This window comes from Pseudomonas sp. NBRC 111140 (assembly GCF_001320885.1).
Lineage (GTDB): Bacteria > Pseudomonadota > Gammaproteobacteria > Pseudomonadales > Pseudomonadaceae > Aquipseudomonas > Aquipseudomonas putida_P.
Genome location: NZ_BCBQ01000066.1, coordinates 1 through 22652, shown reverse-complemented (window position 1 = coordinate 22652; position 22652 = coordinate 1). Strand labels below are relative to the sequence as shown.

Here is a 22652-nt window from a genome sequence, read left to right as displayed (position 1 = left end):
GTAATCACCGAACGTAGTGTTTGGTAAGGAATGAATCATGCGTCATCGTAAAAGTGGACGTCACCTGAGCCGTACCAGCTCTCACCGCAAGGCTATGTTCCAGAACATGGCAGTGTCGCTGATCGAGCACGAGCTGATCAAAACCACCCTGCCGAAAGCCAAGGAACTGCGCCGCGTTGCCGAGCCGCTGATCACCCTGGCCAAGGAAGACAGCGTTGCTAACCGTCGTCTGGCCTTCGATCGTACCCGTTCGAAGTCCGCTGTTGGCAAACTGTTCAACGACCTGGGCAAGCGTTACGCCACCCGTCAGGGCGGCTACCTGCGCATCCTGAAGTGCGGTTTCCGCGCTGGCGACAACGCGCCTATGGCGTACGTCGAGCTGGTTGATCGTCCGGTCGGCGGTGCTGTAGAAGCTGCTGAGTAAGACGTTCTGTCTGCTACAAAGAACCGGGCCTAGTGCCCGGTTTTTTGTTTCTACGTACATTGTTTATTTCTATTGATTCAAGTCATGTAATGAATTTGTCCCTGTAACCTTGCTCGTCAATACTCTCTCCAAGCCGATTAGCCGGCGCTTGAAGACCGATAAGGAGAGCCCATGAGCAAGATTCTTACTACCGCCAGCGGTGCGCCAGTAGCCGATAACCAGAACTCCCGCTCCGCCGGCCCGCGTGGCCCATTGTTGCTCGACGACTTTCACCTGATCGAGAAACTCGCCCACTTCAACCGCGAGAACATTCCTGAGCGCCGTGTGCACGCCAAGGGCTCGGGCGCCTATGGCACCTTTACTGTTACCCGCGACATTACCGGCTATACCAGCGCCAAGCTGTTTGAACAGATCGGCAAACAGACCGAGACCTTCCTGCGCTTCTCCACTGTCGGTGGCGAGCGTGGCTCTGCGGATACCGAGCGCGACCCGCGTGGTTTCGCGGTCAAGTTCTACACCGAAGAAGGCAACTGGGACATGGTTGGCAACAACACGCCCGTGTTCTTCATTCGCGACCCGCTGAAGTTCCCGGACTTTATCCACACCCAGAAGCGCCACCCGCAGTCCAACCTGAAGAATGCCCAGATGATGTGGGACTTCTGGTCCCACTCCCCTGAGGCGCTGCACCAGGTCACCATACTGTTTTCCGACCGTGGTATCCCGGATGGCTATCGCCACATGCACGGCTTCGGCAGCCACACCTACAGCCTGATCAATGCCAAGGGTGAGCGTACTTGGGTGAAGTGGCACTTCAAGACCCAACAAGGCATCAAGAACCTCGCTCCGGCAGAAGCAGCGCGCCTGGCGGGTACTGACCCGGACTACGCCCAGCGCGACCTGTTCGAAGCGATCGAGCGTGGCGACTACCCGCGTTGGACGGTTTGTATCCAGGTGATGAGCGAAGCCGAGGCTGCGAGTCGCGACGAGAACCCCTTTGACGTGACCAAGACTTGGTCGCAGAGGGACTACCCGCTGATCGAGGTGGGCGTGCTGGAGCTCAACCGTAACCCGCTCAACTACTTCGCGGAAGTCGAGCAAGCAGCGTTCGGGCCCAGCAATATGGTGCCAGGGGTCGGCCTGTCGCCGGACCGGATGTTGCAGGGCCGTGTATTCGCCTACGCCGACGCGCACCGTTACCGCGTGGGCACCAACTACCAGCAGTTGCCGGTGAATGCGCCTCGCTGCCCGGTTAATAGCTACCAGCGCGACGGTTCCATGGCCACCGGCAGCTACGGCAGTGCACCAAACTACGAGCCCAATAGCCACGCTGATGCGCCGAAGCAGTCGCCACGCCATGCCGAGCCAGCGCTGGCCTTGAACGGTTCGGCGGACCGTTACGATCACCGTGAGGACACCGACTACTTCAGCCACGCCGGCGCGCTGTTCCGCTTGATGAACGCTGAGCAGAAAGCCCTGTTGATCAGCAACATCGCCGGTACCATGGTGGGTGTCAGCGAGGACGTGATTCAGCGTCAGTTGCAGTACTTCTTCAAGGCCGATCCGGCCTATGGCGAAGGGATTGCCAAGGCGTTGGGCGTCCATCTCGCCTAACTCTAAGTGATAAGCAGAACCGCCCTCATTTGGGCGGTTTTTCAATGAATATCACTACTGTTTAACCGATTTTTTGCGTCTAATTGCGCGTTTTTCAGTGACCGCAGGCAAAAGCTGGTTCACACTATGTGGCATAGTCGTTTTCACATGGAGAATCAGGGCGATGCAAGGCCACCCGGACGTAATCAACTACCTCGTCACGCTGCTGAAGGGCGAACTGGCGGCACGCGACCAGTACTTCATTCATTCGCGCATGTACGAAGACTGGGGCCTGTCCAAGCTCTACGAGCGCATCAACCACGAAATGGAAGAAGAGACCCAGCACGCCGATGCTCTGATGCGTCGCATCCTCATGCTTGAAGGCACCCCCGACATGCGTGCGGACGATCTGGAAGTCGGCAGCACCGTACCGGAAATGATCGAGGCTGACCTCAAGCTCGAGTACAAGGTGCGCGGCGCGCTTTGCAAAGGTATCGAGCTGTGTGAACTGCACAAGGACTACATCAGCCGTGACATCCTGCGTGCACAGTTGGCCGATACCGAAGAAGATCACACCTACTGGCTGGAGAAGCAGCAGGGCCTGATCAAGGCCATCGGCCTGGAAAACTACCTGCAGTCGCAGATGTAAGTTATCCACAGACTCAAGAAAAAGCCCCTGGCACCAACGGTACCAGGGGCTTTTTCATTGCATCGGCGGCAGTCAGGCTCGGTCCCGCTCCAGCAGCGGTTTCAGGTAATGGCCGGTGTACGACTGTTTCATCTCGCTCAGCTCTTCCGGCGTGCCGCAGGCAATGATCTGCCCACCCTTGGAGCCACCCTCGGGTCCCAGGTCCACCAGCCAGTCGGCGGTCTTGATCACATCCAGGTTATGCTCGATCACCACCACGGTATTGCCGTGGTCGCGCAGGCGATGCAACACGTCCAACAACTGCTGGATGTCGGCGAAGTGCAGGCCCGTGGTCGGCTCGTCGAGGATGTACAGGGTCTTGCCGGTATCGCGCTTGGACAGCTCGCGTGACAGCTTCACCCGCTGCGCTTCACCACCGGACAGCGTGGTTGCCGACTGCCCCAGCTTGATGTACGACAAGCCCACATCCATCAGCGTTTGCAGCTTGCGCGCCAGCGCCGGTACCGCATCGAAGAACTCGCGGGCATCCTCGATGGTCATTTCCAGCACCTCGTGGATGTTCTTGCCCTTGTACTTGATCTCCAGCGTTTCTCGGTTGTAGCGCTTGCTCTTGCACACGTCGCACGGCACGTAGATGTCCGGCAGGAAGTGCATTTCCACCTTGATCAGGCCATCGCCCTGACAGGCCTCGCAACGGCCGCCTTTGACGTTGAACGAGAAGCGCCCTGGGCCATAACCACGTGAACGCGATTCCGGCACCCCTGAGAACAGCTCGCGGATCGGCGTGAAGATACCGGTGTAGGTCGCCGGGTTGGAACGCGGGGTGCGGCCGATCGGGCTCTGGTCGATGTCCACCACTTTGTCCAGGTGTTGCAGGCCGTCCATGCTGCCATGCGGTGCGGCTTCCAGGCTGCTTGCGCCATTGAGGGCGGTGGCGGCCAAGGGGAACAGGGTGTTGTTGATCAGCGTCGATTTGCCCGACCCGGACACCCCGGTCACGCAGGTCATCAGGCCCACCGGGATTTCCAGGTCGACGTTCTGCAGGTTGTTGCCTCGCGCGCCCTTGAGCTTGAGCTGCAGTTTCTTGTTGCGCGGCGTGCGCTTGGCCGGTACGGCGATCTTCTTGCGCCCGGACAGGTACTTGCCCGTCAACGAATCGGGATGGTCCATGACCTCCTGTGGCGAGCCCTCCGCGACGATCTGCCCACCGTGCACACCGGCACCTGGGCCGATGTCGACGACGTAGTCGGCCAGGCGAATGGCGTCCTCGTCGTGTTCCACCACGATCACCGTGTTACCCAGGTCGCGCAAGTGGTTGAGGGTGGCCAGCAAGCGGTCGTTATCGCGTTGATGAAGGCCGATGGACGGTTCATCAAGAATGTACATCACCCCCACCAAGCCCGCGCCGATCTGGCTAGCCAGGCGGATACGTTGTGCTTCACCACCTGACAGGGTGTCAGCGCTACGGTCCAGGGTCAGGTAGTCGAGGCCGACATTGACCAGAAACTGCAGGCGCTCGCAGATCTCCTTGAGGATCTTCGCCGCGATTTCGCCACGGCGTCCGGTCAGGGTCAGCTCGCCAAAGTAGTTGCTGGCTTCACCGATCGGCAGGTTGGTGACGGCTGGCAGGGTCTTTTCGCCCACCCATACATGGCGTGCCTCGCGGCGCAGGCGTGTACCTCGGCAATCTGGGCAAGGTTGCGTGCCGAGGAACTTGGCCAGTTCTTCACGCACGGTGGCCGATTCGGTTTCGCGGTAGCGGCGCTCCAGGTTTGGCACAATGCCTTCGAACGGGTGTGAGCGCTTGACGATATCGCCACGGTCGTTGAGGTACTTGAAGTCGACACTCTGCTTGCCACTGCCCTGCAGAATCACCTTCTGGTGTTCGGCCGACAATTCGCCGAATGGCTCTTCGAGGCTGAAGCCATAATGTGCGGCCAGCGAGCCGAGCATCTGGAAGTAGTACACGTTACGCCGGTCCCAGCCGCGGATCGCGCCTTCGGCAAGGGTGAGTTCGGCATTGACCAGGCGCTTGGTGTCGAAGAACTGTTTTACCCCCAGGCCATCGCAGGTCGGGCAGGCACCGGCCGGGTTGTTGAAGGAAAACAGCTTCGGCTCCAGCTCGCTGATCGCGTGGCCGCACACCGGGCATGCGAAGCGCGCGGAGAAGATCATTTCTTCGCCTTGCTCGTCGTCCATCGGCGCCACCAGAGCGATGCCGTCCGCCAGCTTCAAGGCGGTCTCGAACGACTCCGCCAGGCGCTGCTGCAGGTCGGCGCGGACCTTGAAGCGGTCCACCACCACATCGATGCTGTGCTTTTTCTGCTTGTCCAGCTTGGGCAGCTCATCGAGCTCGTAGAGCTTGCCGTTGACCCGGGCCCGCACGAAGCCCTGGGCCCGCAGTTCGTCGAACACCGCCAGATGCTCGCCCTTGCGTTCGCGCACTACCGGTGCCAGCAGCATCAACTTGCTGCCTTCCGGGCGCTCCAGCACCAGGTCGACCATCTGGCTGATCGTTTGCGCCTCCAGCGGGATGTCGTGGTCCGGGCAGCGGGGGGTGCCGACTCGGGCGTACAGCAGGCGCAGGTAGTCGTAGATTTCGGTAATGGTGCCGACCGTGGAGCGCGGGTTGTGCGAGGTCGACTTCTGCTCGATGGAAATCGCCGGCGACAGGCCTTCGATGGTGTCGACGTCGGGCTTTTCCATCATCGACAGGAACTGCCGGGCGTAGGCCGACAGCGATTCGACGTAGCGGCGTTGGCCTTCGGCGTACAAGGTATCGAACGCCAGGGACGACTTGCCGGAACCGGACAGGCCGGTGATCACGATCAGCTTGTCCCGGGGCAGGGTCAGGTCGATGTTCTTCAGGTTGTGGGTACGTGCCCCACGAATCAGGATCTTGTCCACTGCGGCCTCGCTCGGCGGGCATAAACAAGGAAGTATACGGCGCGCCAGTATGACGCGGCAAAGCGTCGCGTAGATGCCGTCAAGCTGTCGGACTGATAGAATCGCCGCCGGTTCACACGAGGTTAATCCATGCACGACACCCACAACGAGCGCATGAGTGGCGGCGAAACCCGCGCCGCTGGCGGCCTTGCCCTGGTCTTTGCCTTTCGTATGCTGGGCATGTTCATGGTCTTGCCGGTACTGGCCACCTACGGCATGGACCTGGCCGGCGCCACACCTGCGCTGATCGGCCTGGCCATTGGTGCCTATGGCCTGACTCAGGCGGTACTGCAGATTCCATTCGGGATGATTTCCGACCGCATTGGCCGTCGTCCAGTGATTTACCTGGGGTTGGTGATCTTCGCCCTCGGCAGTGTGCTGGCAGCCCAGGCCGACTCCATCTGGGGCGTGATTGCCGGGCGCATCCTGCAGGGCGCCGGGGCGATTTCTGCCGCAGTCATGGCGTTGCTGTCCGACCTCACCCGCGAACAACACCGGACCAAGGCCATGGCCATGATTGGCATGAGCATCGGCTTGTCGTTCGCTGTCGCCATGGTCGTCGGCCCCTTGCTGACAAGTGCCTTTGGTTTGTCAGGTTTGTTCTTCGCCACGGCAGGGCTTGCCCTGGTTGGCATAGCGCTGATCGCGTTCGTCGTGCCCAACACCCACAGCATCCTGCAGCACCGCGAGTCGGGTGTGGCCCGCAAGGCACTCGGCCCAACCCTGCGCCACCCGGACCTTCTGCGCCTGGACGTGGGCATCTTCATCCTGCACGCCATCCTCATGGCCAGCTTCGTCGCGCTGCCGCTGGCCTTCGTCGAGCGTGGCGGCCTGCCCAAGGAAGAGCATTGGTGGGTGTACCTGACCGCGCTGTTCATCTCATTTTTTGCAATGGTCCCGTTCATCATCTACGGCGAAAAAAAGCGCAAGATGAAACGCGTGTTGGCTGGCGCGGTCAGTGTCCTGCTGCTGACAGAGATATACTTCTGGGAGTGGGCTGACGGTTTGCGCGGACTGGTGATTGGCACCGTGGTATTCTTTACCGCATTCAACCTGTTGGAGGCTTCGTTGCCTTCGCTGGTGAGCAAGGTGTCGCCTGCCGGTGGCAAGGGGACGGCGATGGGGGTGTATTCCACCAGCCAGTTCCTCGGTGCGGCACTGGGCGGAATCCTCGGTGGCTGGTTGTTCCAGCACGGTGGGCTGGACACGGTGTTCCTTGGTTGCGCGGTGCTGTGTGCCATCTGGCTGATCGTCGCCTTGCGCATGAACGAGCCGCCGTATGTGACCAGCCTGCGTATGCCGCTGACGCCCGAAGCAGTCCGTGAAGCCGGCCTGACCGAGCGCCTGATGGCCGTGCCGGGTGTGACCGACGCTGTGGTGGTGGCAGAAGAGGCCGCCATCTATATCAAACTGGATACGAAAATTTTGGACCGTGCGACCCTCGAGCGACTGGTGAATCCAGCCTCTTCGGCGTGCGAAGCCTAGGAGAACGTTATGGCCCGTGGGGTTAACAAAGTCATTCTGGTCGGCACCTGTGGCCAGGATCCCGAAGTCCGCTACCTGCCCAACGGTAACGCCGTGACCAACCTGAGCCTGGCTACCAGCGAGCAGTGGACCGACAAGCAGTCGGGCCAGAAGGTCGAGCGTACCGAGTGGCACCGTGTGTCGTTGTTCGGCAAGGTTGCCGAAATCGCCGGCGAGTACCTGCGCAAAGGTTCGCAGTGCTACATCGAGGGCAAGCTGCAGACCCGCGAGTGGGAAAAAGACGGTATCAAGCGCTACACCACCGAGATCATCGTCGACATCAACGGCACCATGCAGCTGCTTGGCGGTCGTCCGCAGGGCCAGCAGCAGGGCGGTGACCCCTACAACCAGGGGGGTGGCAACTACGGTGGTGGCCAACAGCAGCAGTACAACCAGGCTCCGCCTCGTCAGCAGGCCCAGCGCCCGCAACAGGCCCCTCAGCGCCCAGCGCCACAGCAGCCTGCACCGCAGCCGGCCGCTGACTTCGACAGCTTCGATGACGATATTCCGTTCTGATCAGAACAGTCAGGCGTCTAGCAAGACCAGAAACCCAGGGCAGTTGCCCTGGGTTTTTTATTGCTTTCGGGGCATGCCAATAGAAAGGTGAATGCCACACGTTGCTTGTCGCAGCATCGGCACCGCTATGAAATCGAGCGCCGCTCGAACGCCGCTCGATTTCACAGACACAAAAAACGCTGAGGCAGGTGCCTTAACTCCTGACTCAAGTCATCGCACCTTCTCGATTCTTGACTAGTCTTATCTATTGGCGGCCGTCAAAACCGCCACCGTGACTACCAAGAGGCGCCGGCCATGTTCCGCGCGTCCACCACCTGATCAGGAGTGCACGATGGACCTCAACCGTCGGCAATTCTTCAAGGTCGCCGCTGTCGGCCTTGGAGGCTCGAGCCTGGCGGCGTTGGGCATGGCCCCGACGCCGGCCTTCGCCGAGCAGGTGCGTCACTTCAAGCTGGCGCACACCAAAGAAGCGCGTAACACCTGCCCCTACTGCTCGGTCGGCTGCGGCCTGATCCTGTACAGCCAGGGCGATGCAGGCAAGAACGTCAAACAGAACATCATCCATATCGAAGGTGACGCCGACCACCCGGTCAACCGTGGCACCCTGTGCCCGAAAGGCGCCGGCCTGCTGGACTTTATCCACAGCCCGAGCCGCCTGCAGTACCCCGAGGTACGCAAGCCGGGCAGCAAGGAGTGGGTGCGGGTGAGCTGGGACGAGGCGCTCGACCGCGTCGCCGACCTGATGAAGCAGGACCGCGACGCCAACTTCATCGAGAAAAACGCCCAGGGGCAAACCGTCAACCGTTGGCTAACCACCGGTTTTCTGGCTGCCTCCGCTGCCTCCAGCGAGGCTGGTTACCTGACCCACAAGGTCGTCCGCGCAACAGGCATGCTGGGGTTCGATAACCAGGCACGTGTCTGACATGGCCCGACGGTGGCAAGTCTTGCCCCGACGTACGGCCGTGGCGCCATGACCAACCACTGGTCCGATATCGCCAACGCGAATCTGGTCCTGGTGATGGGTGGCAACGCAGCAGAAGCGCATCCGTGCGGCTTCAAGTGGGTGACCGAGGCCAAGGCGCACAACAAGGCGCGGCTGATCGTGGTCGACCCGCGGTTTACCCGTACCGCTTCGGTCGCGGACTACTACGCGCCAATTCGCACCGGTACCGACATCGCCTTCATGGGCGGGCTGATCAACTACCTGCTGAGCACCGACAAGATCCAGCACGAGTACGTGCGCAACTACACCGACGTGTCGTTCATCGTCAAAGAGAACTATGGCTTCGAGGATGGGCTGTTCAGCGGCTACGACGAAGCCAAGCGTGTGTACGCCGACAAGTCCGGCTGGGGTTATGAGCTGGGTGAGGACGGCTATGCCAAGGTCGACCCGACCCTGCAGCACCCGCGCTGCGTGTTCCAGCTGATGAAGCAGCATTACAGCCGCTATACCCCGGAACTGGCGAGCATGACCTGTGGCATGCCGCAGGACGCCATGATGAAGGTCTGGGAAGAGATCGCCACATGCTCGGCACCGGGCAAGACCATGACGATTCTCTATGCACTGGGCTGGACGCAACACTCGATCGGTGCGCAAATCATCCGCAGTGCAGCCATGGTCCAGTTGCTGTTGGGCAACGTCGGCATGCCGGGTGGCGGGGTCAACGCCCTGCGGGGGCACTCCAACATCCAGGGCCTGACCGACCTCGGCCTGCTGTCCAACTCGCTGCCGGGTTACCTGACCTTGGCCGGCGATGCCGAGCAGGATTACGCCACCTATATCGACAAACGCGCTTCCAAGCCGCTGCGTCCTGGGCAGCTGTCGTACTGGCAGAACTACGGCAAGTTCCACGTCAGCCTGATGAAGGCCTGGTACGGTGCCAACGCCACGGCGGAAAACAACTGGGGCTATGACTGGCTGCCGAAGCTCGACGTACCGGCCTACGACGTGCTGCGCATGTTCGAGATGATGGGCCAGGGCAAGGTCAACGGTTACATGTGCCAGGGTTTCAACCCAATCGCCGCGCTGCCGGACAAGAACCGCGTCACGGCGGCGCTGGGCAAGCTCAAGTGGCTGGTGATCATGGACCCGCTGGCCACCGAGACCTCGGAGTTCTGGCGCAACGCCGGGCCGTTTAACGATGTCGACACGGCCAACATCCAGACCGAAGTGATACGCCTGCCCACCACTTGCTTCGCCGAGGAAGACGGCTCGCTGGTCAACAGCAGCCGTTGGCTGCAGTGGCACTGGAAGGGCGCCGACGGGCCGGGCGAGACCCGTACCGATGTGCAGATCATGAGCGAGTTGTTCCTGCGCCTGCGCCAACGCTACCAGGCTGAAGGCGGCGCCTACCCAGACGCGATGATGAACATCAGCTGGCCGTACAAGATTCCTGACGAGCCGTCTCCAGAGGAACTGGCCAAGGAAATGAACGGCTGGGCGGTCACCGACCTTACCGACACTACCGGCGCCACGCTCAAGGCCGGCCAGCAGCTGTCGGGCTTTGCCCAGATGAAGGACGACGGCAGCACGGCATCCGGTTGCTGGATCTTTGCTGGCTGTTGGACCGAGCAGGGCAACCAGATGGCCCGTCGCGACAACAGCGACCCATACGGCATGCACCAGGTGCAGAACTGGGCCTGGGCCTGGCCGGCCAACCGCCGCATCCTCTACAACCGTGCCTCCAGCGACCCGCAAGGCAAACCGTGGGACCCGGAGAAAAAGCGCCTGGTGTGGTGGAACGGCAAGGCCTGGACCGGCACCGACGTGCCGGACTTCAAGGTCGATTCGCCGCCCGAGGCGGGCATGAACCCGTTCATCATGAACCCCGAAGGTGTGGCGCGTTTCTTCGCCATCGACAAGATGGCCGAAGGCCCGTTCCCCGAGCACTACGAGCCATTTGAAACGCCAATCGGCATCAACCCGCTGCACCCGCAGAACAAGAAGGCCACCAGCAACCCGGCCGGGCGCATTTTCGACTCGGTGTGGGACACCCTCGGCACGCACGACGAGTTTCCCTATGCGGCGACCACGTACCGGCTGACCGAGCACTTCCACTTCTGGAGCAAGCACTGCCGGCTCAACGCCATTGCCCAACCCGAGCAATTCGTCGAGATCGGCGAGGTGCTGGCCAACGAGAAAGGCATCAAGGCTGGCGACCGAGTGCGGGTGTCGAGCAAGCGTGGGCATATCGACGCGGTGGCGGTGGTGACCAAGCGGATTCGTCCGCTGCAGGTCAACAACCAGACCGTGCACCAGATCGGCATCCCGCTGCACTGGGGGTTCACCGGCGCTACCCGGCATGGCTACCTGACCAACACCCTGGTGCCGTTCCTCGGTGATGGCAATACGCAGACCCCAGAGTCCAAGTCGTTCCTCGTCAAAGTGGAGAAACTCTGATGGCCAGCCAAGACATCATCGCCCGCTCGGCCACCACCACCGTGCCGTCCTCGGTACGCCAGCAGCAGGAGGTCGCCAAGCTGATCGACACCACCAAGTGCATCGGCTGCAAGGCCTGCCAGGTGGCGTGCTCGGAGTGGAACGAACTGCGCGACGAGGTGGGCCACAACCACGGCACCTACGACAACCCCCAGGACCTCACTGCCGAGACCTGGACGCTGATGCGCTTTACCGAGCACGAGCGCGACGACGGCAACCTGGAGTGGCTGATCCGCAAGGATGGCTGCATGCACTGCGCCGACCCAGGATGCCTGAAGGCCTGCCCGAGCCCAGGGGCGATCATCAAGCACGCCAACGGTATCGTCGACTTCAACCAGGATCACTGCATCGGCTGCGGCTACTGCATCACCGGCTGCCCGTTCAACATCCCGCGCATTTCGCAGAAGGACCACAAAGCATACAAGTGCACCCTGTGTTCCGACCGCGTGACCGTGGGCCTGGAGCCGGCTTGCGTGAAAACCTGCCCGACTGGGGCGATCGTGTTCGGCAGCAAGGACGAGATGAAGGTGCACGCTGCCGAGCGCATCGTCGACCTGAAGTCACGGGGTTACGACAAGGCCGGGTTATACGACCCTGACGGGGTCGGTGGTACCCACGTGATGTACGTGCTGCACCATGCCGACACGCCGAAGCTGTACGCCGGCCTGCCGGACCAGCCGGTGATCAGCCCGCTGGTGGGCCTGTGGAAGGGCTTCACCAAGCCGTTGGCGCTGCTGGCGATGGGCGCGGCGGTGCTGGCCGGGTTCTTCCATTACGTACGGGTCGGGCCACAGCGGGTAGAGGACGATGAGCACCCCACGGCGCCCGATGACAGCGTCCACCAGGTGGACCCGGCGGTGCATGTCTACGATCCGAAGCAGCCCGGTGGGCAAGGGGAGCAGCGGCCATGAGCGACAACAAACCCATCCTGCGCTACAACGCCAACGAGCGGACCAACCACTGGATCGTCGCCATCCTGTTCTTCATGGCCGGGCTTTCCGGGCTGGCGCTGTTCCATCCGGCGCTGTTCTGGCTTAGCCACCTGTTCGGCGGCGGGCCGTGGACACGCATACTGCACCCGTTCATGGGGGTGGCGATGTTCGTGTTTTTCCTCGGCTTGGTGATTCGTTTCTGGCGGGCTAATTTCATCACCGCCAACGATCGCTTGTGGCTGCGCCGCATCGATCGGGTGATGGTCAATCGTGAAGATGGCGTGCCGCCGATCGGCAAATACAACGCCGGGCAGAAGCTGCTGTTCTGGACCCTGCTGGTGTGCATGCTGGTGCTGCTGGTCAGTGGTGTGGTGATCTGGCGCGCCTATTTCAGTCATTGGTTCGGCATCGATGCCATTCGCCTGTCTGCGCTGCTGCATGCGCTGGCGGCGTTCGTGCTGATCCTCAGCATCATCGTGCACATCTACGCCGGTATCTGGATCAAGGGCTCGATCGGCGCCATGCTGCATGGCTGGGTCAGCCGCGCCTGGGCACGCAAGCACCATGAGTTGTGGTACCGCGACGTGACCGGCGACAAGACGCCGGGCAATCACGGACGAAAAGAAGGATGAGCGCTTGAGCACGATACTTGAACCCGGGCAGATCGAAGCGTCGGCAGTGACGCCGCCGTTTCTGCACCTGCCCCCCGCCAATCTGTTCGAGCTGCGCGCCTTGCGCCTTGAGCACCTGGTCGAGGGCAACGCCCTTGGCGACTACCTGAAACTGGTCGCACGGTTGTGCCGCATCCAGCAACAGCTTGTGGATAACCCGCCCGGCGGCATGCCGGTGGCCGAGGAGCGTCAGCGCCTGTGCATAAGTCATGGATTGCCGCCGTTGGCGGCTGACAGCCTGGTGCGTGAGGGGCCTTGGTTGGTCTGGCTGCAGGCCCTGCTACAGCAATTGAGCGGAGAAACCAGCGGCCCGCTGGGTGAGGCGCTGCAGGTACTGCGCGGCAGTGATGACGAACAACGCAAGGGCTGGGGCATCGCTTTGCTAGCTGGCCAGTACGACGCGGTGCCGGCAGCATTGGTGCCGTTCCTCGGGGCTGCGCTTCAGGCGGCCTGGTCCAGTTGGTTGCTGGCGTTGCCGGCGCCTGAGCTCAAACCTGCCGGCAGCCTGGCCCAGTGCCCGGCCTGTGGTTCGCCGGCGATGGCCGGGGTGGTGCGCAACCGTGGCAAGCACAATGGCTTGCGTTACCTGGCGTGTTCGCTGTGTGCCTGTGAATGGCATGTGGTGCGGGTTAAATGTGTGTACTGCGAGTCGAGCAAGGACTTGCGCTACACCAGCCTCGAGGATGACCGCCATGCCCCGGGCAAGGCGCCGCTGCGCGCCGAATGCTGCCCAGGGTGCGAAAGCTACCTGAAACAGAACTACCTGGAGAACGATGCGGCGGCCGAGCCGCTGGCCGACGACCTGGCCAGCCTGGCGCTGGATATGCGCCTGGACGAGGAGGGTTTTCATCGCCTGGCACCCAACTTGATGCTCGCACCTGGGTAGAGGGTAAGTGTCTACACTGACGTTTCGAGTTGCCCTTTTCGCGGCCGGCCCGCGAAGAGGCCAGTACAGACACCGGATTAGCCAAGGTAGTACCGCATGTCTTCCAGCCTCGCCAGCGACACCCCACGCCTGCCTTCAATCGATACCCTCCTGCGCCACCAGGCCTGCCTTCCGCTGATCGACCGCCACGGTCGCGAAGGCGTCCTGGCCACCCTGCGGCAATTGCTCGACGACCTGCGCAACCTTGTCCGCAACGGTGAGCTCACCCCCGCCGAACTGGCCCCCGAAATCCTCCTGGGCCGCACGGGCGAACGCCTTGCCGCTCAGCAACGCAGCCAGGTCCGCCGCGTGTTCAACCTCACCGGTACTGTGCTGCACACCAACCTCGGTCGCGCCCTGTTGCCTGAAGCGGCCATCGAGGCCATGCAGACTGCCGCCCGCTATCCACTCAACCTGGAATTTGACCTGGCTACCGGTAAGCGCGGCGACCGTGACGATTTGATCGAGGGTTTGATCCGTGAGTTGACCGGCGCCGAGGCCGTCACCGTGGTCAACAACAATGCCGCCGCCGTGCTACTGGCGCTCAACAGCCTGGGCGCGCGCAAGGAGGGCATCATCTCTCGTGGCGAGCTGATCGAGATCGGCGGCGCCTTCCGCATCCCCGACATCATGGCCCGTGCCGGCGTGAAGCTGCACGAGATCGGCACTACCAACCGCACCCACGCCCGCGACTACGAGGCCGCCATCGGCCCACGTACCGGCTTGCTGATGCGCGTGCATTGCAGCAACTACAGCATCCAGGGCTTCACCACCCAGGTGCCCACGGCCGAGCTGGCGAGCATCGCCCACCAACGTGACCTACCGCTGCTTGAAGACTTGGGCAGCGGCAGCTTGCTCGACCTTACCCGCTGGGGCCTGCCCGCCGAGCCGACCGTACGCCAGGCCTTGGCCGACGGCGCCGATATCGTCACCTTCAGTGGCGACAAACTGTTGGGCGGGCCGCAAGCCGGGATCATTGTCGGCCGCAAGGACTTGATCGCCAGGATCAAGAAAAACCCGCTCAAGCGTGCGCTGCGCGTCGACAAGATCACCCTCGCCGCACTCGAAGCGGTCCTAGCGCTGTACCGCAACCCTGACCGCTTGGCCGAGCGCCTGCCCAGCCTGCGTCTGCTGACCCGTAGCCAGGCCGAGATCCAAGCCCAAGCCGAGCGTCTGGCGCCTGAAGTCAAGGCGCACCTCGGCGAGCAATGGGCCGTCAGCGTAGCGCCTGCTTTGGGCAGGATCGGCAGTGGCAGCCAGCCGGTGGCGCGCTTGCCCAGCGCTGCACTGTGTCTGCGCCCGCAGGTGTCGAAGAAGTTGCGCGGGCGCAGCCTGCATGTGCTGGAGCGAGCCCTGCGCGACCTCCCGGTGCCGGTGTTGGGCCGCCTCGACGACGATGCCCTCTGGCTGGACCTGCGCCAACTGGATGACGAAGCCCAGTGGCTCGCTCAATTGCCAGCCCTGCAGTTGGGGCCGGTGCAGTGATCGTTGGTACAGCCGGCCACATTGATCACGGCAAGACCGCGCTGCTGCAGGCGTTGACCGGCCAGGCCGGTGACCAACGCCAGGAAGAGCGCGCCCGTGGCATGACCATCGACCTTGGTTATCGCTACGCGGCGTTGAGTGAAGGCGCGCCGTTGACCGGCTTCATCGATGTGCCGGGCCACGAGCGTTTTATCCACAACATGCTGGCCGGCGCCCATGGCATCGACTTGGTGCTGTTGGTCGTGGCTGCCGACGATGGGGTCATGCCGCAGACCCGTGAGCACCTGGCGATCATCGAACTGCTGGGCATTTCCCAGGCCCTGGTGGCGATCAGCAAGTGCGACCGGGTCGAGCCGTCGCGCCTGGCCGAGGTGCAGATACAAGTTAGTGAACTGCTGGCGCCTGGGCCGTATGCCGGGGCGCGGCAGTTCCCATTGTCGAGCATCAGCGGGGAAGGCATCGAAGCGCTACGTCAGGCGCTGCTGGAAGCCGAAGCAGGTGTGCGACAACGGAGTGCGCGCGGTGGCTTTCGCTTGGCCGTCGACCGTGCCTTTGCGGTTACCGGCGCCGGTGTGGTGGTCACCGGCACGGCACTGGCCGGGCGGGTCAGTGCTGGTGATACGTTGTTGCTGGGTAAGGCCGGCAAGCCGGTGCGCGTGCGTGGCCTGCATGCACAGAACCAGGCCGCGCTGGTGGCTGAGGCGGGTCAGCGGGTGGCGCTGAACATCGCTGCCGAGCGCCTGACCGTGGAGCAGGTGCACCGGGGCGACTGGCTGGTACCCGAATGGTTGCACGCACCCAGTGTAAGGGTGGATATCGAGCTGAACCTGTTGCCGGGCGAAACGCATACCTTCGAACACTTCAGCGCCGTGCATGTGCACCTTGGCACCCAGGATGTAACCGCCAGGGTCGCCTTGCTTGAAGGCCAAAGCCTGGCGGCCGGCCAACGCACGTTTGCCCAGTTGCTGCTGAATGCGCCGCTGCAAGCGGTGCACGGCGACCGCCTGGTGCTGCGCGACCAACGTGCCCAGCGCACACTGGGCGGCGGCAAGGTGCTCGACCCGTTCGCCCCCAGCCGCCAACGCCGCACCGATGAGCGCCTACGGCAGTTGCAGGTGCTGCGTGATGCCGTGGATCTGGAGCAGGCGCTGCCAGCGCTGCTCGCCAGCGCCCCGGCCGGTATCGACCCACAGCGACTAGAGCGGCAGTTCAATCGCCTGCGCGAAACCTGGCATTTGCCGAAGGATGTACTGGTGGCTACGCGGCAGGGCCAACTGTTGTTCGCCAACGCCCAATGGCAGGCGCTCAAGCAGCAGGTGCTGGCGCAACTGGCGCGTTTCCATGAGCAAGAGCCCGACCAGCTCGGCCCGGACCGTGACCGCCTGCGCCGCTTCGTAGCCTTGCCCCTGGAACGGCCGGCGTTCGTCAGCCTGCTGGATGAATTGCTCGAAAACGGCGCCCTGGCCAGCAGCGGGCCCTGGCTGCATCTGCCCGATCACAAGGTGCAGTTGAGCGAAGCCGACAGTGCATTGTGGGCACGTTTGCAGCCCAGGTTGCTGGCAGGGCAATACGATCCACCCTGGGTCCGGACGCTGGCGAGTGAGGAGAGTTGCGCCGAAGCCGATGTGCGCCTGTTGCTGCGCAAGTTGGCTCGGCTGGGCTTGGTGCATCAGGTGGTGCGTGACCTGTTCTACCCAGAGGCGACGTTACAGCGCATGGCAGAGCTGCTGCTGGGGCAGGCCCGCGAAACGCCAATAGTGCAGGTTGCCGCGTTTCGCGATATGTTGGGCATCGGTCGCAAGCGCAGTGTGCAGATTCTGGAGTACTTCGACCGCATCGGCCTGACCCGGAGGGTGGCCGACCAGCGTCACATCCGCGCCGACAGCGCCCTGGCCCAACAGCAGGCCAGGCACTGAATTCAAGGAAGGCAATCGCGCCCGGTGGCGCGGCCGGGCTTCAAACCCGGTTGGGGACGGCAGCCGTTCCCGGGCAGGTTCGACTCCCGCTGCCTTCCGCCATTTTTCTGGGTACCAAGGCCGCTTCTACGCCCGTTCCCCACACAGGTCCAGCGCAAACCACTGCTCGGCGGCTTCGACATCCAACCCAGCCCCCAGCAGCGCAACCATCTTGCCCAGCGCTGCCTCACGGGTCATGCCGCCACCACTGATCAGGCCGGCCCCGCGCAAGCGGTTACCTGCCGCATAGGTATCGAACACCACGGAGCCTTCTGGGCACTGGCTGATAGCCGCCAGCATCACGCCGCGCTGGCGTGCCGCGCTCAGCACATCAAGCAGCGCTTGGTCATCCGATGGACCCGTACCGCTGCCATAGCACTCCAGCAGAACCCCTTGTACACCGCTGTCGATCAGCCCCTGCAAGTGCTCGGCCTGCAGCCCTGGGAACACCGGCACTACGGCCAGGTTGACCGGCTGGCGTGGATGCATGTAGCCAAGTTCGGCGGGAATCGCCGAGGCCCGCTCACCACCCCGATGGCGCGGTAGAGCGGCAAAGGCATCGAACGCTTCGCTGCGCAGCTTGGACGCCCGGCAGCCATGCAGCAGTTGGCCGTGGAAGTACAGATGCACCCCACCTTCCAGGCCTTGTTCGAACTGGCGCAATGCGCCGCACAGGTTGGCCCAGGCATCGCTACCCGGTGCACCAGCAGGCAGCATCGAGCCGGTCAACAGCACCGGTACGGGCAGGCCCAGCAACAGGAACGACAACGCTGCAGCGCTGTAAGCCATGCTGTCGGTGCCATGCAACACCAACACGCCATCATGGCCTGCAACATCCACGGCTTCGACGATGGCATCGCGCATCGCCAACCAGTTGTGCTGTTGCATGTTGGCGCTGTCCAGCAGCGGGTTCAGCTCTTGCAGCGCCCATTGCAGCTTGGGTGCATCGGCCATCTGGGCAAAGTGTTCACGCATCCGCGCTTCGAAGCCACCGGCCGGCGCCAGGCCTTCCGGGGTTTCGAGCATGCCGATGGTGCCACCGGTATAGAGAACGAGAAGATTCTTTACTGCACGCATGGCAAGCATCCGTAGCGGTGAGCGGAGAAAGAAAAGCCGCCCGCGGAAGGGGCGGCTGGGCAGGGAGGATATCAGCGCTGCGGCTGAGCTTGGCCGGCTGCTTTGTCAGCGGCTGTTTCCACCTGCGGATTGGCAGGCCAGGCATTACGGTCCAGGTCCAGGTCGGCGAACTTAGATGAGTCGAACACTGGCTGATGCACACCGGCCTTGCGCTGGTCGTCGTAGTCGCGCATGACGCGCAGGCCGACCTTGAACAGCAGGGCCAGGGCGACCAGGTTGACGAAGGCCAGGCAAGTCATGGTGATGTCGGCGAAGGCGAACACAGTCGACAGGTCTTGCATCGACCCCCAAACCACCAACGCCAGCACCAGGCCACGGAACACCATCAGCACCACACGGTTGCGGCTCAGGAACTGCAGGCTGTTCTCGCCCAGGTAGTAGTTGTAGAGGATGCAGGTGAACACGAACAGCGACAGCGCCACGCTGACGAACACGCGGCCCCAGTCACCCACCACGGCGGCCAGCGAGTTCTGGGTCAGGACAATGCCGTCGCCCTCGAAACCAGGGGTGTAGAAGCCCGACAGAAGAATCAGCAGTGCGGTGCAGGTGCAGATCACGAAGGTGTCGAGGAACACGCTGAAAGCCTGCACCACGCCCTGCGCACCCGGGTGTTTCACGGCCGCCACGGCCGCCACGTTCGGCGCACTGCCCAGGCCCGCTTCGTTGGCGAATACGCCACGTTTGACGCCCATGACGATGGCGCTGCCGAGCAGGCCACCGAAGGCCGGGTCGAGGCCGAAGGCGCTCTTGAAGATGGTTTCAAGCATGGCCGGCACATGTTCGATCTGGGTGCCGATCACGTACAGGGTCACGCCGATGTAGGCCAGGGTCTTGACCGGCACCAGCAGGTCCGACACCGCAGCGATACGCTTGATGCCGCCGATGAAGGTGACGGCCAGCAGCACGGCCAGGACGATACCGGTGTGTTTCGGGTCGAAGGCGAAGGCGTTCTGCAGCGAGTGAGTCACGGTGTAAGACTGCAGGCCGATGAAGGCGAAGCCGTAGGTGACCAGCAGCAGGATCGAGAACACGATGGCCATGCTTTTCAGCTTCAGCCCGTGCTGGATGTAGTAGGCCGGGCCACCGCGGTACAGGCCATCGCCATCCGCGCGCTTGTACACTTGGGCCAGGGTACATTCGAAGAAGCTGCTGGACATACCCACCAGTGCGGTGACCCACATCCAGAACACGGCACCTGGGCCACCCAGGGTCACAGCGATACCGACACCAGCGATGTTACCGGCACCTACGCGGCCGGCCAGGCTCAGCATCAGCGCCTGGAAGGAGCTCAGCTGGCCTGCCTGGCCACGCAGCGATTCCTTGAACACGCTGAACATATGGGCGAAATGGCGGAACTGGACGAACCGGGAGCGGAGGGTGAAGTAGCTACCCAGCCCTACGATCAGCACGATGAGGAGTTTCCCCGAAAGGAAATCGTTGATTACTTCGAGCATTGGAAAATGACCTCGATTCTTATTCTTCGTGTGGAAAGACCAGCGGACGGCAGGCGCACCGCTATTCGTTGGGGCGCATGGTTGGCTATGACAAGAGTGGTTACAATTTCGCGGATTGCTCTGAGTTGATGCGACTTGATGCTACAATGGCGTCATTCGCGTCACCTGGATTACGCACATGAGCGATCATTTCGCTACCAACCTCAAGCTGGCCTGCAGCCATTACCGCTCTATTTCCGAAGTTTGCCGCCAGCTGTCGATCAACCGCGCACAGTTCAACAAGTACCTGAGCGGGCAGAGCCGTCCGACGGCTTTCAACCTGAAGCGCATCGGCGATTTCTTCGGCGTTGAGGATTACGAGTTGAACCTGCCGGCCGAGCAGTTTGCCCGGCTGATTGGCGCACGGGTGTCGATTCTGGCCGAGCAGCCCAGCGACCCGATCAGTGAACTGTTCCGCCCGCTGCACGATCATGCCGGCAACCTGTCGCGCTATTGCGGTTACTACTTCGAGTATTCCAACTGCATGTCGGTGCCGGGCACGATCCTGGTGTCACTGGTGCACCTGTGGGAGGAGCGTGGCCGCTTCCTGTTCGAGCGCCAGGAGCGTCAGGAGCGCTCCAGCGCCACTGACCAGCATGCCGAGGTGCGTTGCCGTTATCTGGGGGCGGCGTTCCAGCTGCAGGACCGTTTGTTCCTCATCGACTACGAGTCGCTGACGTTCAACGAAATGAGCCAGACCATCCTCATCCCCAGCTTCAAAAGCCGAATCACTCGCCTGAACGGCCTGAAGGCCGGTGTGTCCAGCGGCGACCGGCGCAACCCGGCCTGCACCAGGGTGGTGTGGGAGTACCTGGGTGAGGAGATCAATCGCATCAATGCTTACCGGCAAGTGAAACTGTACCGGCCGGATGATCCGCGTATCGATGATGATGTACGTGAGCGGCTAAGCGTGAGGCCACTGAGTAACGGTTTGTTTGAAATCGAGTAACTGCCTACGGTCAGGCGTCTTCGAGGATGAAGGTTTCCACGGCGCTCGCAACCTGATCCGCAATCGCTGGCGTACTGCGTAAATGGGCGGCGATGCCATGGTCGCAGTCTGTAAGAAACACGCATTGCAAACGCGCGGCTGCAACTGATTGCATCAGGGCCTGGGTGACCTCCTCAGGAATCGGGCTGTAGCGCTCGGCGCCGGTCAGCCACAGGCTGCCTGCGCTGGTGCCTGGGCCTTTGCCGAATCGCTGTGAGTTGAGCCCGTCATATTCGCCTATCACCATCAGCACTCTGCCTTGGAACTGCTTGAGGAAGGCGTAACTGTCGCAATCGAGAAAGCCATAGGGTTTTCTGATGGCGGCTGTGAATGCCGGACCGAAGGGGGCCTGGTGAGCATGGTCTGGATAGACTGCTGGGCAGACCAGCACGATGCTGTTCACCTGCGGCAATTGTGCTGCAAGTTTCAGCGCAATTGCCGCGCCCAGGCTGTGGCCAATTATCGTTCGGCATTGAGGTGCGATATGCGCGTGGAAGCGTCGTGCCTCATCAAGGTTCGTAGCCAGTGAAGGCGAAGCTGCACCAGGTTCACTGGCAAGGCTATGGCCTGACAGATTAGCAGTGAGCGAACCTATGCCTGCGGCTTGCAAGCGATAGAGCAGGGGGTTGAGCCGGGTAAAGTCGGAGCGCGCGCCACCCAGGACGAATGCAGGCCCTGCGCGCTCGATATCGGGTACCAGCAATCGGGCCTGTTGCTGGTAGGTTCCGAATACTTCGTCGATGAAAAGTTCTTTGCCTGGGGCGGGTTCGTCAAACTGCCATTTCAGGCGCTGAGAAGATCCCGTTTGCAAGTGCATGGTGCCCTCTAAAGTAACAGGTTAAGCCACTCGCCGAGTGGATTGCTCGTGTCGAGCAGTAATTTGAGTGCCATGAGGATGCAGACACTGACCAGCAGCGGCCTTATGAGCCTCGTGCCGAAACGAACTGCGCAGCGTGCACCCAATTGCGCGCCCAGAAAGGCGGCAAGCGCCATTGCCAGCGCCAGCGACCAGATAATCGCTCCGCTGAGTGAAAAGACTGACAGTGCGCCCAGGTTGCAGGCTGCGTTCAAAAGCTTGCTGGTGCACACGGCCTGTATCAAGTGCTGGCCCAAGAGAATTACGCAGGCCAGCATGAAGAACGAGCCGACGCCAGGGCCAAATACTCCATCATAAAACCCAATGAACGGTGTAACCGCCACACAAAACAGGCTAGTCGACATCTTCGCCTTGCGCGCTTGTTCATTCGGGCTTGGACTAAAGGCAAAGTAGGCTGCTATCAGGATCAGCAGCGGGGGGACGCATGCCTGTAAAAGGCTTTTGGGCACATACGTTATCGACAAGGCTCCCAGAGCGCCGCCAATAAACGACATGACCGCCATCGAGCTGCCTCGTCTCCAGTCGATCATGCCTTTGCGGGCAAAGGCGCAAGTAGCCGAAACCGTCGCTGAAGCTGCCTGGAATTTATTAGTGGCAATTGCCGCCAAGGGCTCTATACCGGCGATGAACAGTACGGGGAGCGTGATCAGGCCACCGCCTCCGGCGATAGCGTCGAAAAAGCCGGCCGTGAGTGCGACGAGTGCCAGTATCAGGACAAGCGTTAAATCGATTTCAATCATTGGGTATTTTTCGCTAATCAGCCACGCACCAGCAGCGGATCCTCAACAAGTACCAACGGTGCTGCGAAGGGGGAGTATCCGAATTGACGAAGGAGAAGGCGCCGGTTGTCCTCAACTGTCTGGCGACCGTGCAACGCTCTGCTGTTGTTGATTAACAATGCACGGTCGGGCTGCAAGACAAACACCAGTGGTTGTACGCTACTCAGCATTTTCCGAAAAGTACTGAACGCGCGTGCTGCAGCGCTGCAAGCACGCTCATTCAAACTGAAGCGGTAACTGTTGAAGCGTACAGAGAAGCCACCGTTAGGCTCGAACTGAAGCATTGAAACTGCTTCACCTGCTTTGCCTTTTCCGTCAGCAA

17 protein-coding genes, 1 tRNA gene and 1 pseudogene are annotated in these 22652 nt (G+C 61.9%); 13 read left to right on the top strand and 6 right to left on the bottom strand.

Annotation, left to right across the window (positions count from 1 at the left end; translation table 11 throughout):
• The first annotated feature begins 37 nt into the window (after positions 1-37).
• The 3 genes from rplQ to bfr all read left to right on the top strand — a co-directional run bounded on the left by rplQ (position 38) and on the right by bfr (position 2663).
• Complete coding sequence (rplQ, locus tag APH42_RS19715; protein WP_003255451.1) at positions 38-424, top strand: 50S ribosomal protein L17; 387 nt, start codon at positions 38-40, stop codon at positions 422-424.
• Positions 425-595: 171 nt separating this feature from the next.
• A complete protein-coding gene (locus tag APH42_RS19710) occupies positions 596-2035 on the top strand; it encodes a catalase (protein WP_060494069.1) in 1440 nt (479 codons plus the stop codon).
• A gap of 163 nt (positions 2036-2198) precedes the next feature.
• Positions 2199-2663: a bacterioferritin gene (gene bfr, locus APH42_RS19705; RefSeq protein ID WP_003257116.1), complete on the top strand. Its 465-nt coding sequence runs from the start codon at positions 2199-2201 to the stop codon at positions 2661-2663.
• 72 nt (positions 2664-2735) lie between these two features.
• On the opposite strand, the gene uvrA is transcribed toward bfr, so the two are convergent.
• Positions 2736-5570 (bottom strand): excinuclease ABC subunit UvrA, encoded by a 2835-nt coding sequence (uvrA, locus tag APH42_RS19700; RefSeq protein WP_012270240.1) that lies wholly within the window; start codon positions 5568-5570, stop codon positions 2736-2738.
• A gap of 129 nt (positions 5571-5699) precedes the next feature.
• On the opposite strand from uvrA, the gene APH42_RS19695 reads away from it, so the two are divergent.
• From APH42_RS19695 to APH42_RS19650, 9 genes are all read left to right on the top strand, one after another.
• On the top strand, positions 5700-7094 hold the full coding sequence (locus APH42_RS19695; RefSeq protein WP_012270241.1) for an MFS transporter: 1395 nt from the start codon (positions 5700-5702) through the stop codon (positions 7092-7094).
• A 9-nt stretch (positions 7095-7103) separates the two neighbouring features.
• Entirely contained in the window at positions 7104-7649 is a 546-nt protein-coding gene (locus APH42_RS19690; RefSeq protein ID WP_003255446.1) for a single-stranded DNA-binding protein, read from the top strand.
• Between the two features lie 331 nt (positions 7650-7980).
• A complete protein-coding gene (gene fdnG / locus APH42_RS19680) occupies positions 7981-11049 on the top strand; it encodes a formate dehydrogenase-N subunit alpha (protein ID WP_156352837.1) in 3069 nt (1022 codons plus the stop codon).
• Positions 11049-11999 (top strand): formate dehydrogenase subunit beta, encoded by a 951-nt coding sequence (gene fdxH / locus APH42_RS19675; RefSeq protein WP_012270260.1) that lies wholly within the window; start codon positions 11049-11051, stop codon positions 11997-11999. Before fdnG ends, fdxH begins: the two co-directional genes overlap by 1 nt.
• Positions 11996-12652 carry a formate dehydrogenase subunit gamma gene (locus APH42_RS19670; protein ID WP_012270261.1) on the top strand — a complete coding sequence of 219 codons (657 nt, stop codon included), beginning with the start codon at positions 11996-11998 and terminating at the stop codon, positions 12650-12652. Before fdxH ends, APH42_RS19670 begins: the two co-directional genes overlap by 4 nt.
• A gap of 4 nt (positions 12653-12656) precedes the next feature.
• Positions 12657-13577, top strand: coding sequence for a formate dehydrogenase accessory protein FdhE (fdhE, locus tag APH42_RS19665; protein ID WP_060494067.1), 921 nt, complete (start codon positions 12657-12659; stop codon positions 13575-13577).
• Between the two features lie 96 nt (positions 13578-13673).
• The gene (gene selA, locus APH42_RS19660) at positions 13674-15101 is read left to right on the top strand and encodes an L-seryl-tRNA(Sec) selenium transferase (protein ID WP_060494066.1); all 1428 of its coding nucleotides are present in this window, start codon (positions 13674-13676) and stop codon (positions 15099-15101) included.
• Complete coding sequence (gene selB, locus APH42_RS19655; RefSeq protein WP_060494065.1) at positions 15098-17017, top strand: selenocysteine-specific translation elongation factor; 1920 nt, start codon at positions 15098-15100, stop codon at positions 17015-17017. The genes selA and selB overlap by 4 nt, the downstream gene beginning before the upstream one ends.
• 6 nt (positions 17018-17023) lie before the next feature.
• Positions 17024-17119: transfer RNA gene (locus APH42_RS19650), tRNA-Sec, on the top strand.
• Positions 17120-17143: 24 nt separating this feature from the next.
• Here the strand turns inward: APH42_RS19650 and APH42_RS19645 are convergent.
• A complete protein-coding gene (locus APH42_RS19645) occupies positions 17144-18133 on the bottom strand; it encodes an asparaginase (protein WP_060494064.1) in 990 nt (329 codons plus the stop codon).
• 71 nt (positions 18134-18204) lie between these two features.
• Complete coding sequence (locus APH42_RS19640) at positions 18205-19647, bottom strand: sodium:alanine symporter family protein (protein ID WP_060494063.1); 1443 nt, start codon at positions 19645-19647, stop codon at positions 18205-18207.
• Between the two features lie 178 nt (positions 19648-19825).
• On the opposite strand from APH42_RS19640, the gene APH42_RS19635 reads away from it, so the two are divergent.
• Positions 19826-20635: a helix-turn-helix transcriptional regulator gene (locus APH42_RS19635; protein ID WP_060494062.1), complete on the top strand. Its 810-nt coding sequence runs from the start codon at positions 19826-19828 to the stop codon at positions 20633-20635.
• 10 nt (positions 20636-20645) lie between these two features.
• Here the strand turns inward: APH42_RS19635 and APH42_RS19630 are convergent, their stop codons facing one another.
• The 3 genes and pseudogenes from APH42_RS19630 to APH42_RS19620 all read right to left on the bottom strand — a co-directional run.
• Positions 20646-21491 carry an alpha/beta hydrolase gene (locus tag APH42_RS19630; protein WP_060494061.1) on the bottom strand — a complete coding sequence of 282 codons (846 nt, stop codon included), beginning with the start codon at positions 21489-21491 and terminating at the stop codon, positions 20646-20648.
• A gap of 8 nt (positions 21492-21499) precedes the next feature.
• Entirely contained in the window at positions 21500-22291 is a 792-nt protein-coding gene (locus tag APH42_RS19625) for a TSUP family transporter (protein WP_060494060.1), read from the bottom strand.
• Between the two features lie 17 nt (positions 22292-22308).
• A pseudogene (locus tag APH42_RS19620) lies at positions 22309-22652 on the bottom strand (hypothetical protein); the annotation flags it as partial.

What these genes read in the sequence shown, in the direction of transcription:
- rplQ (WP_003255451.1), top strand. Translation starts at nt 38, where the DNA reads ATGCGTCATCGTAAAAGTGGACGTCACCTGAGCCGTACCAGCTCTCAC.
- APH42_RS19710 (WP_060494069.1), top strand. Translation starts at nt 596, where the DNA reads ATGAGCAAGATTCTTACTACCGCCAGCGGTGCGCCAGTAGCCGATAAC.
- bfr (WP_003257116.1), top strand. Translation starts at nt 2,199, where the DNA reads ATGCAAGGCCACCCGGACGTAATCAACTACCTCGTCACGCTGCTGAAG.
- APH42_RS19695 (WP_012270241.1), top strand. Translation starts at nt 5,700, where the DNA reads ATGCACGACACCCACAACGAGCGCATGAGTGGCGGCGAAACCCGCGCC.
- APH42_RS19690 (WP_003255446.1), top strand. Translation starts at nt 7,104, where the DNA reads ATGGCCCGTGGGGTTAACAAAGTCATTCTGGTCGGCACCTGTGGCCAG.
- fdxH (WP_012270260.1), top strand. Translation starts at nt 11,049, where the DNA reads ATGGCCAGCCAAGACATCATCGCCCGCTCGGCCACCACCACCGTGCCG.
- APH42_RS19670 (WP_012270261.1), top strand. Translation starts at nt 11,996, where the DNA reads ATGAGCGACAACAAACCCATCCTGCGCTACAACGCCAACGAGCGGACC.
- selA (WP_060494066.1), top strand. Translation starts at nt 13,674, where the DNA reads ATGTCTTCCAGCCTCGCCAGCGACACCCCACGCCTGCCTTCAATCGAT.
- APH42_RS19645 (WP_060494064.1), bottom strand. Translation starts at nt 18,133, where the DNA reads ATGCGTGCAGTAAAGAATCTTCTCGTTCTCTATACCGGTGGCACCATC.
- APH42_RS19640 (WP_060494063.1), bottom strand. Translation starts at nt 19,647, where the DNA reads ATGCTCGAAGTAATCAACGATTTCCTTTCGGGGAAACTCCTCATCGTG.
- APH42_RS19635 (WP_060494062.1), top strand. Translation starts at nt 19,826, where the DNA reads ATGAGCGATCATTTCGCTACCAACCTCAAGCTGGCCTGCAGCCATTAC.
- APH42_RS19630 (WP_060494061.1), bottom strand. Translation starts at nt 21,491, where the DNA reads ATGCACTTGCAAACGGGATCTTCTCAGCGCCTGAAATGGCAGTTTGAC.
- APH42_RS19625 (WP_060494060.1), bottom strand. Translation starts at nt 22,291, where the DNA reads ATGATTGAAATCGATTTAACGCTTGTCCTGATACTGGCACTCGTCGCA.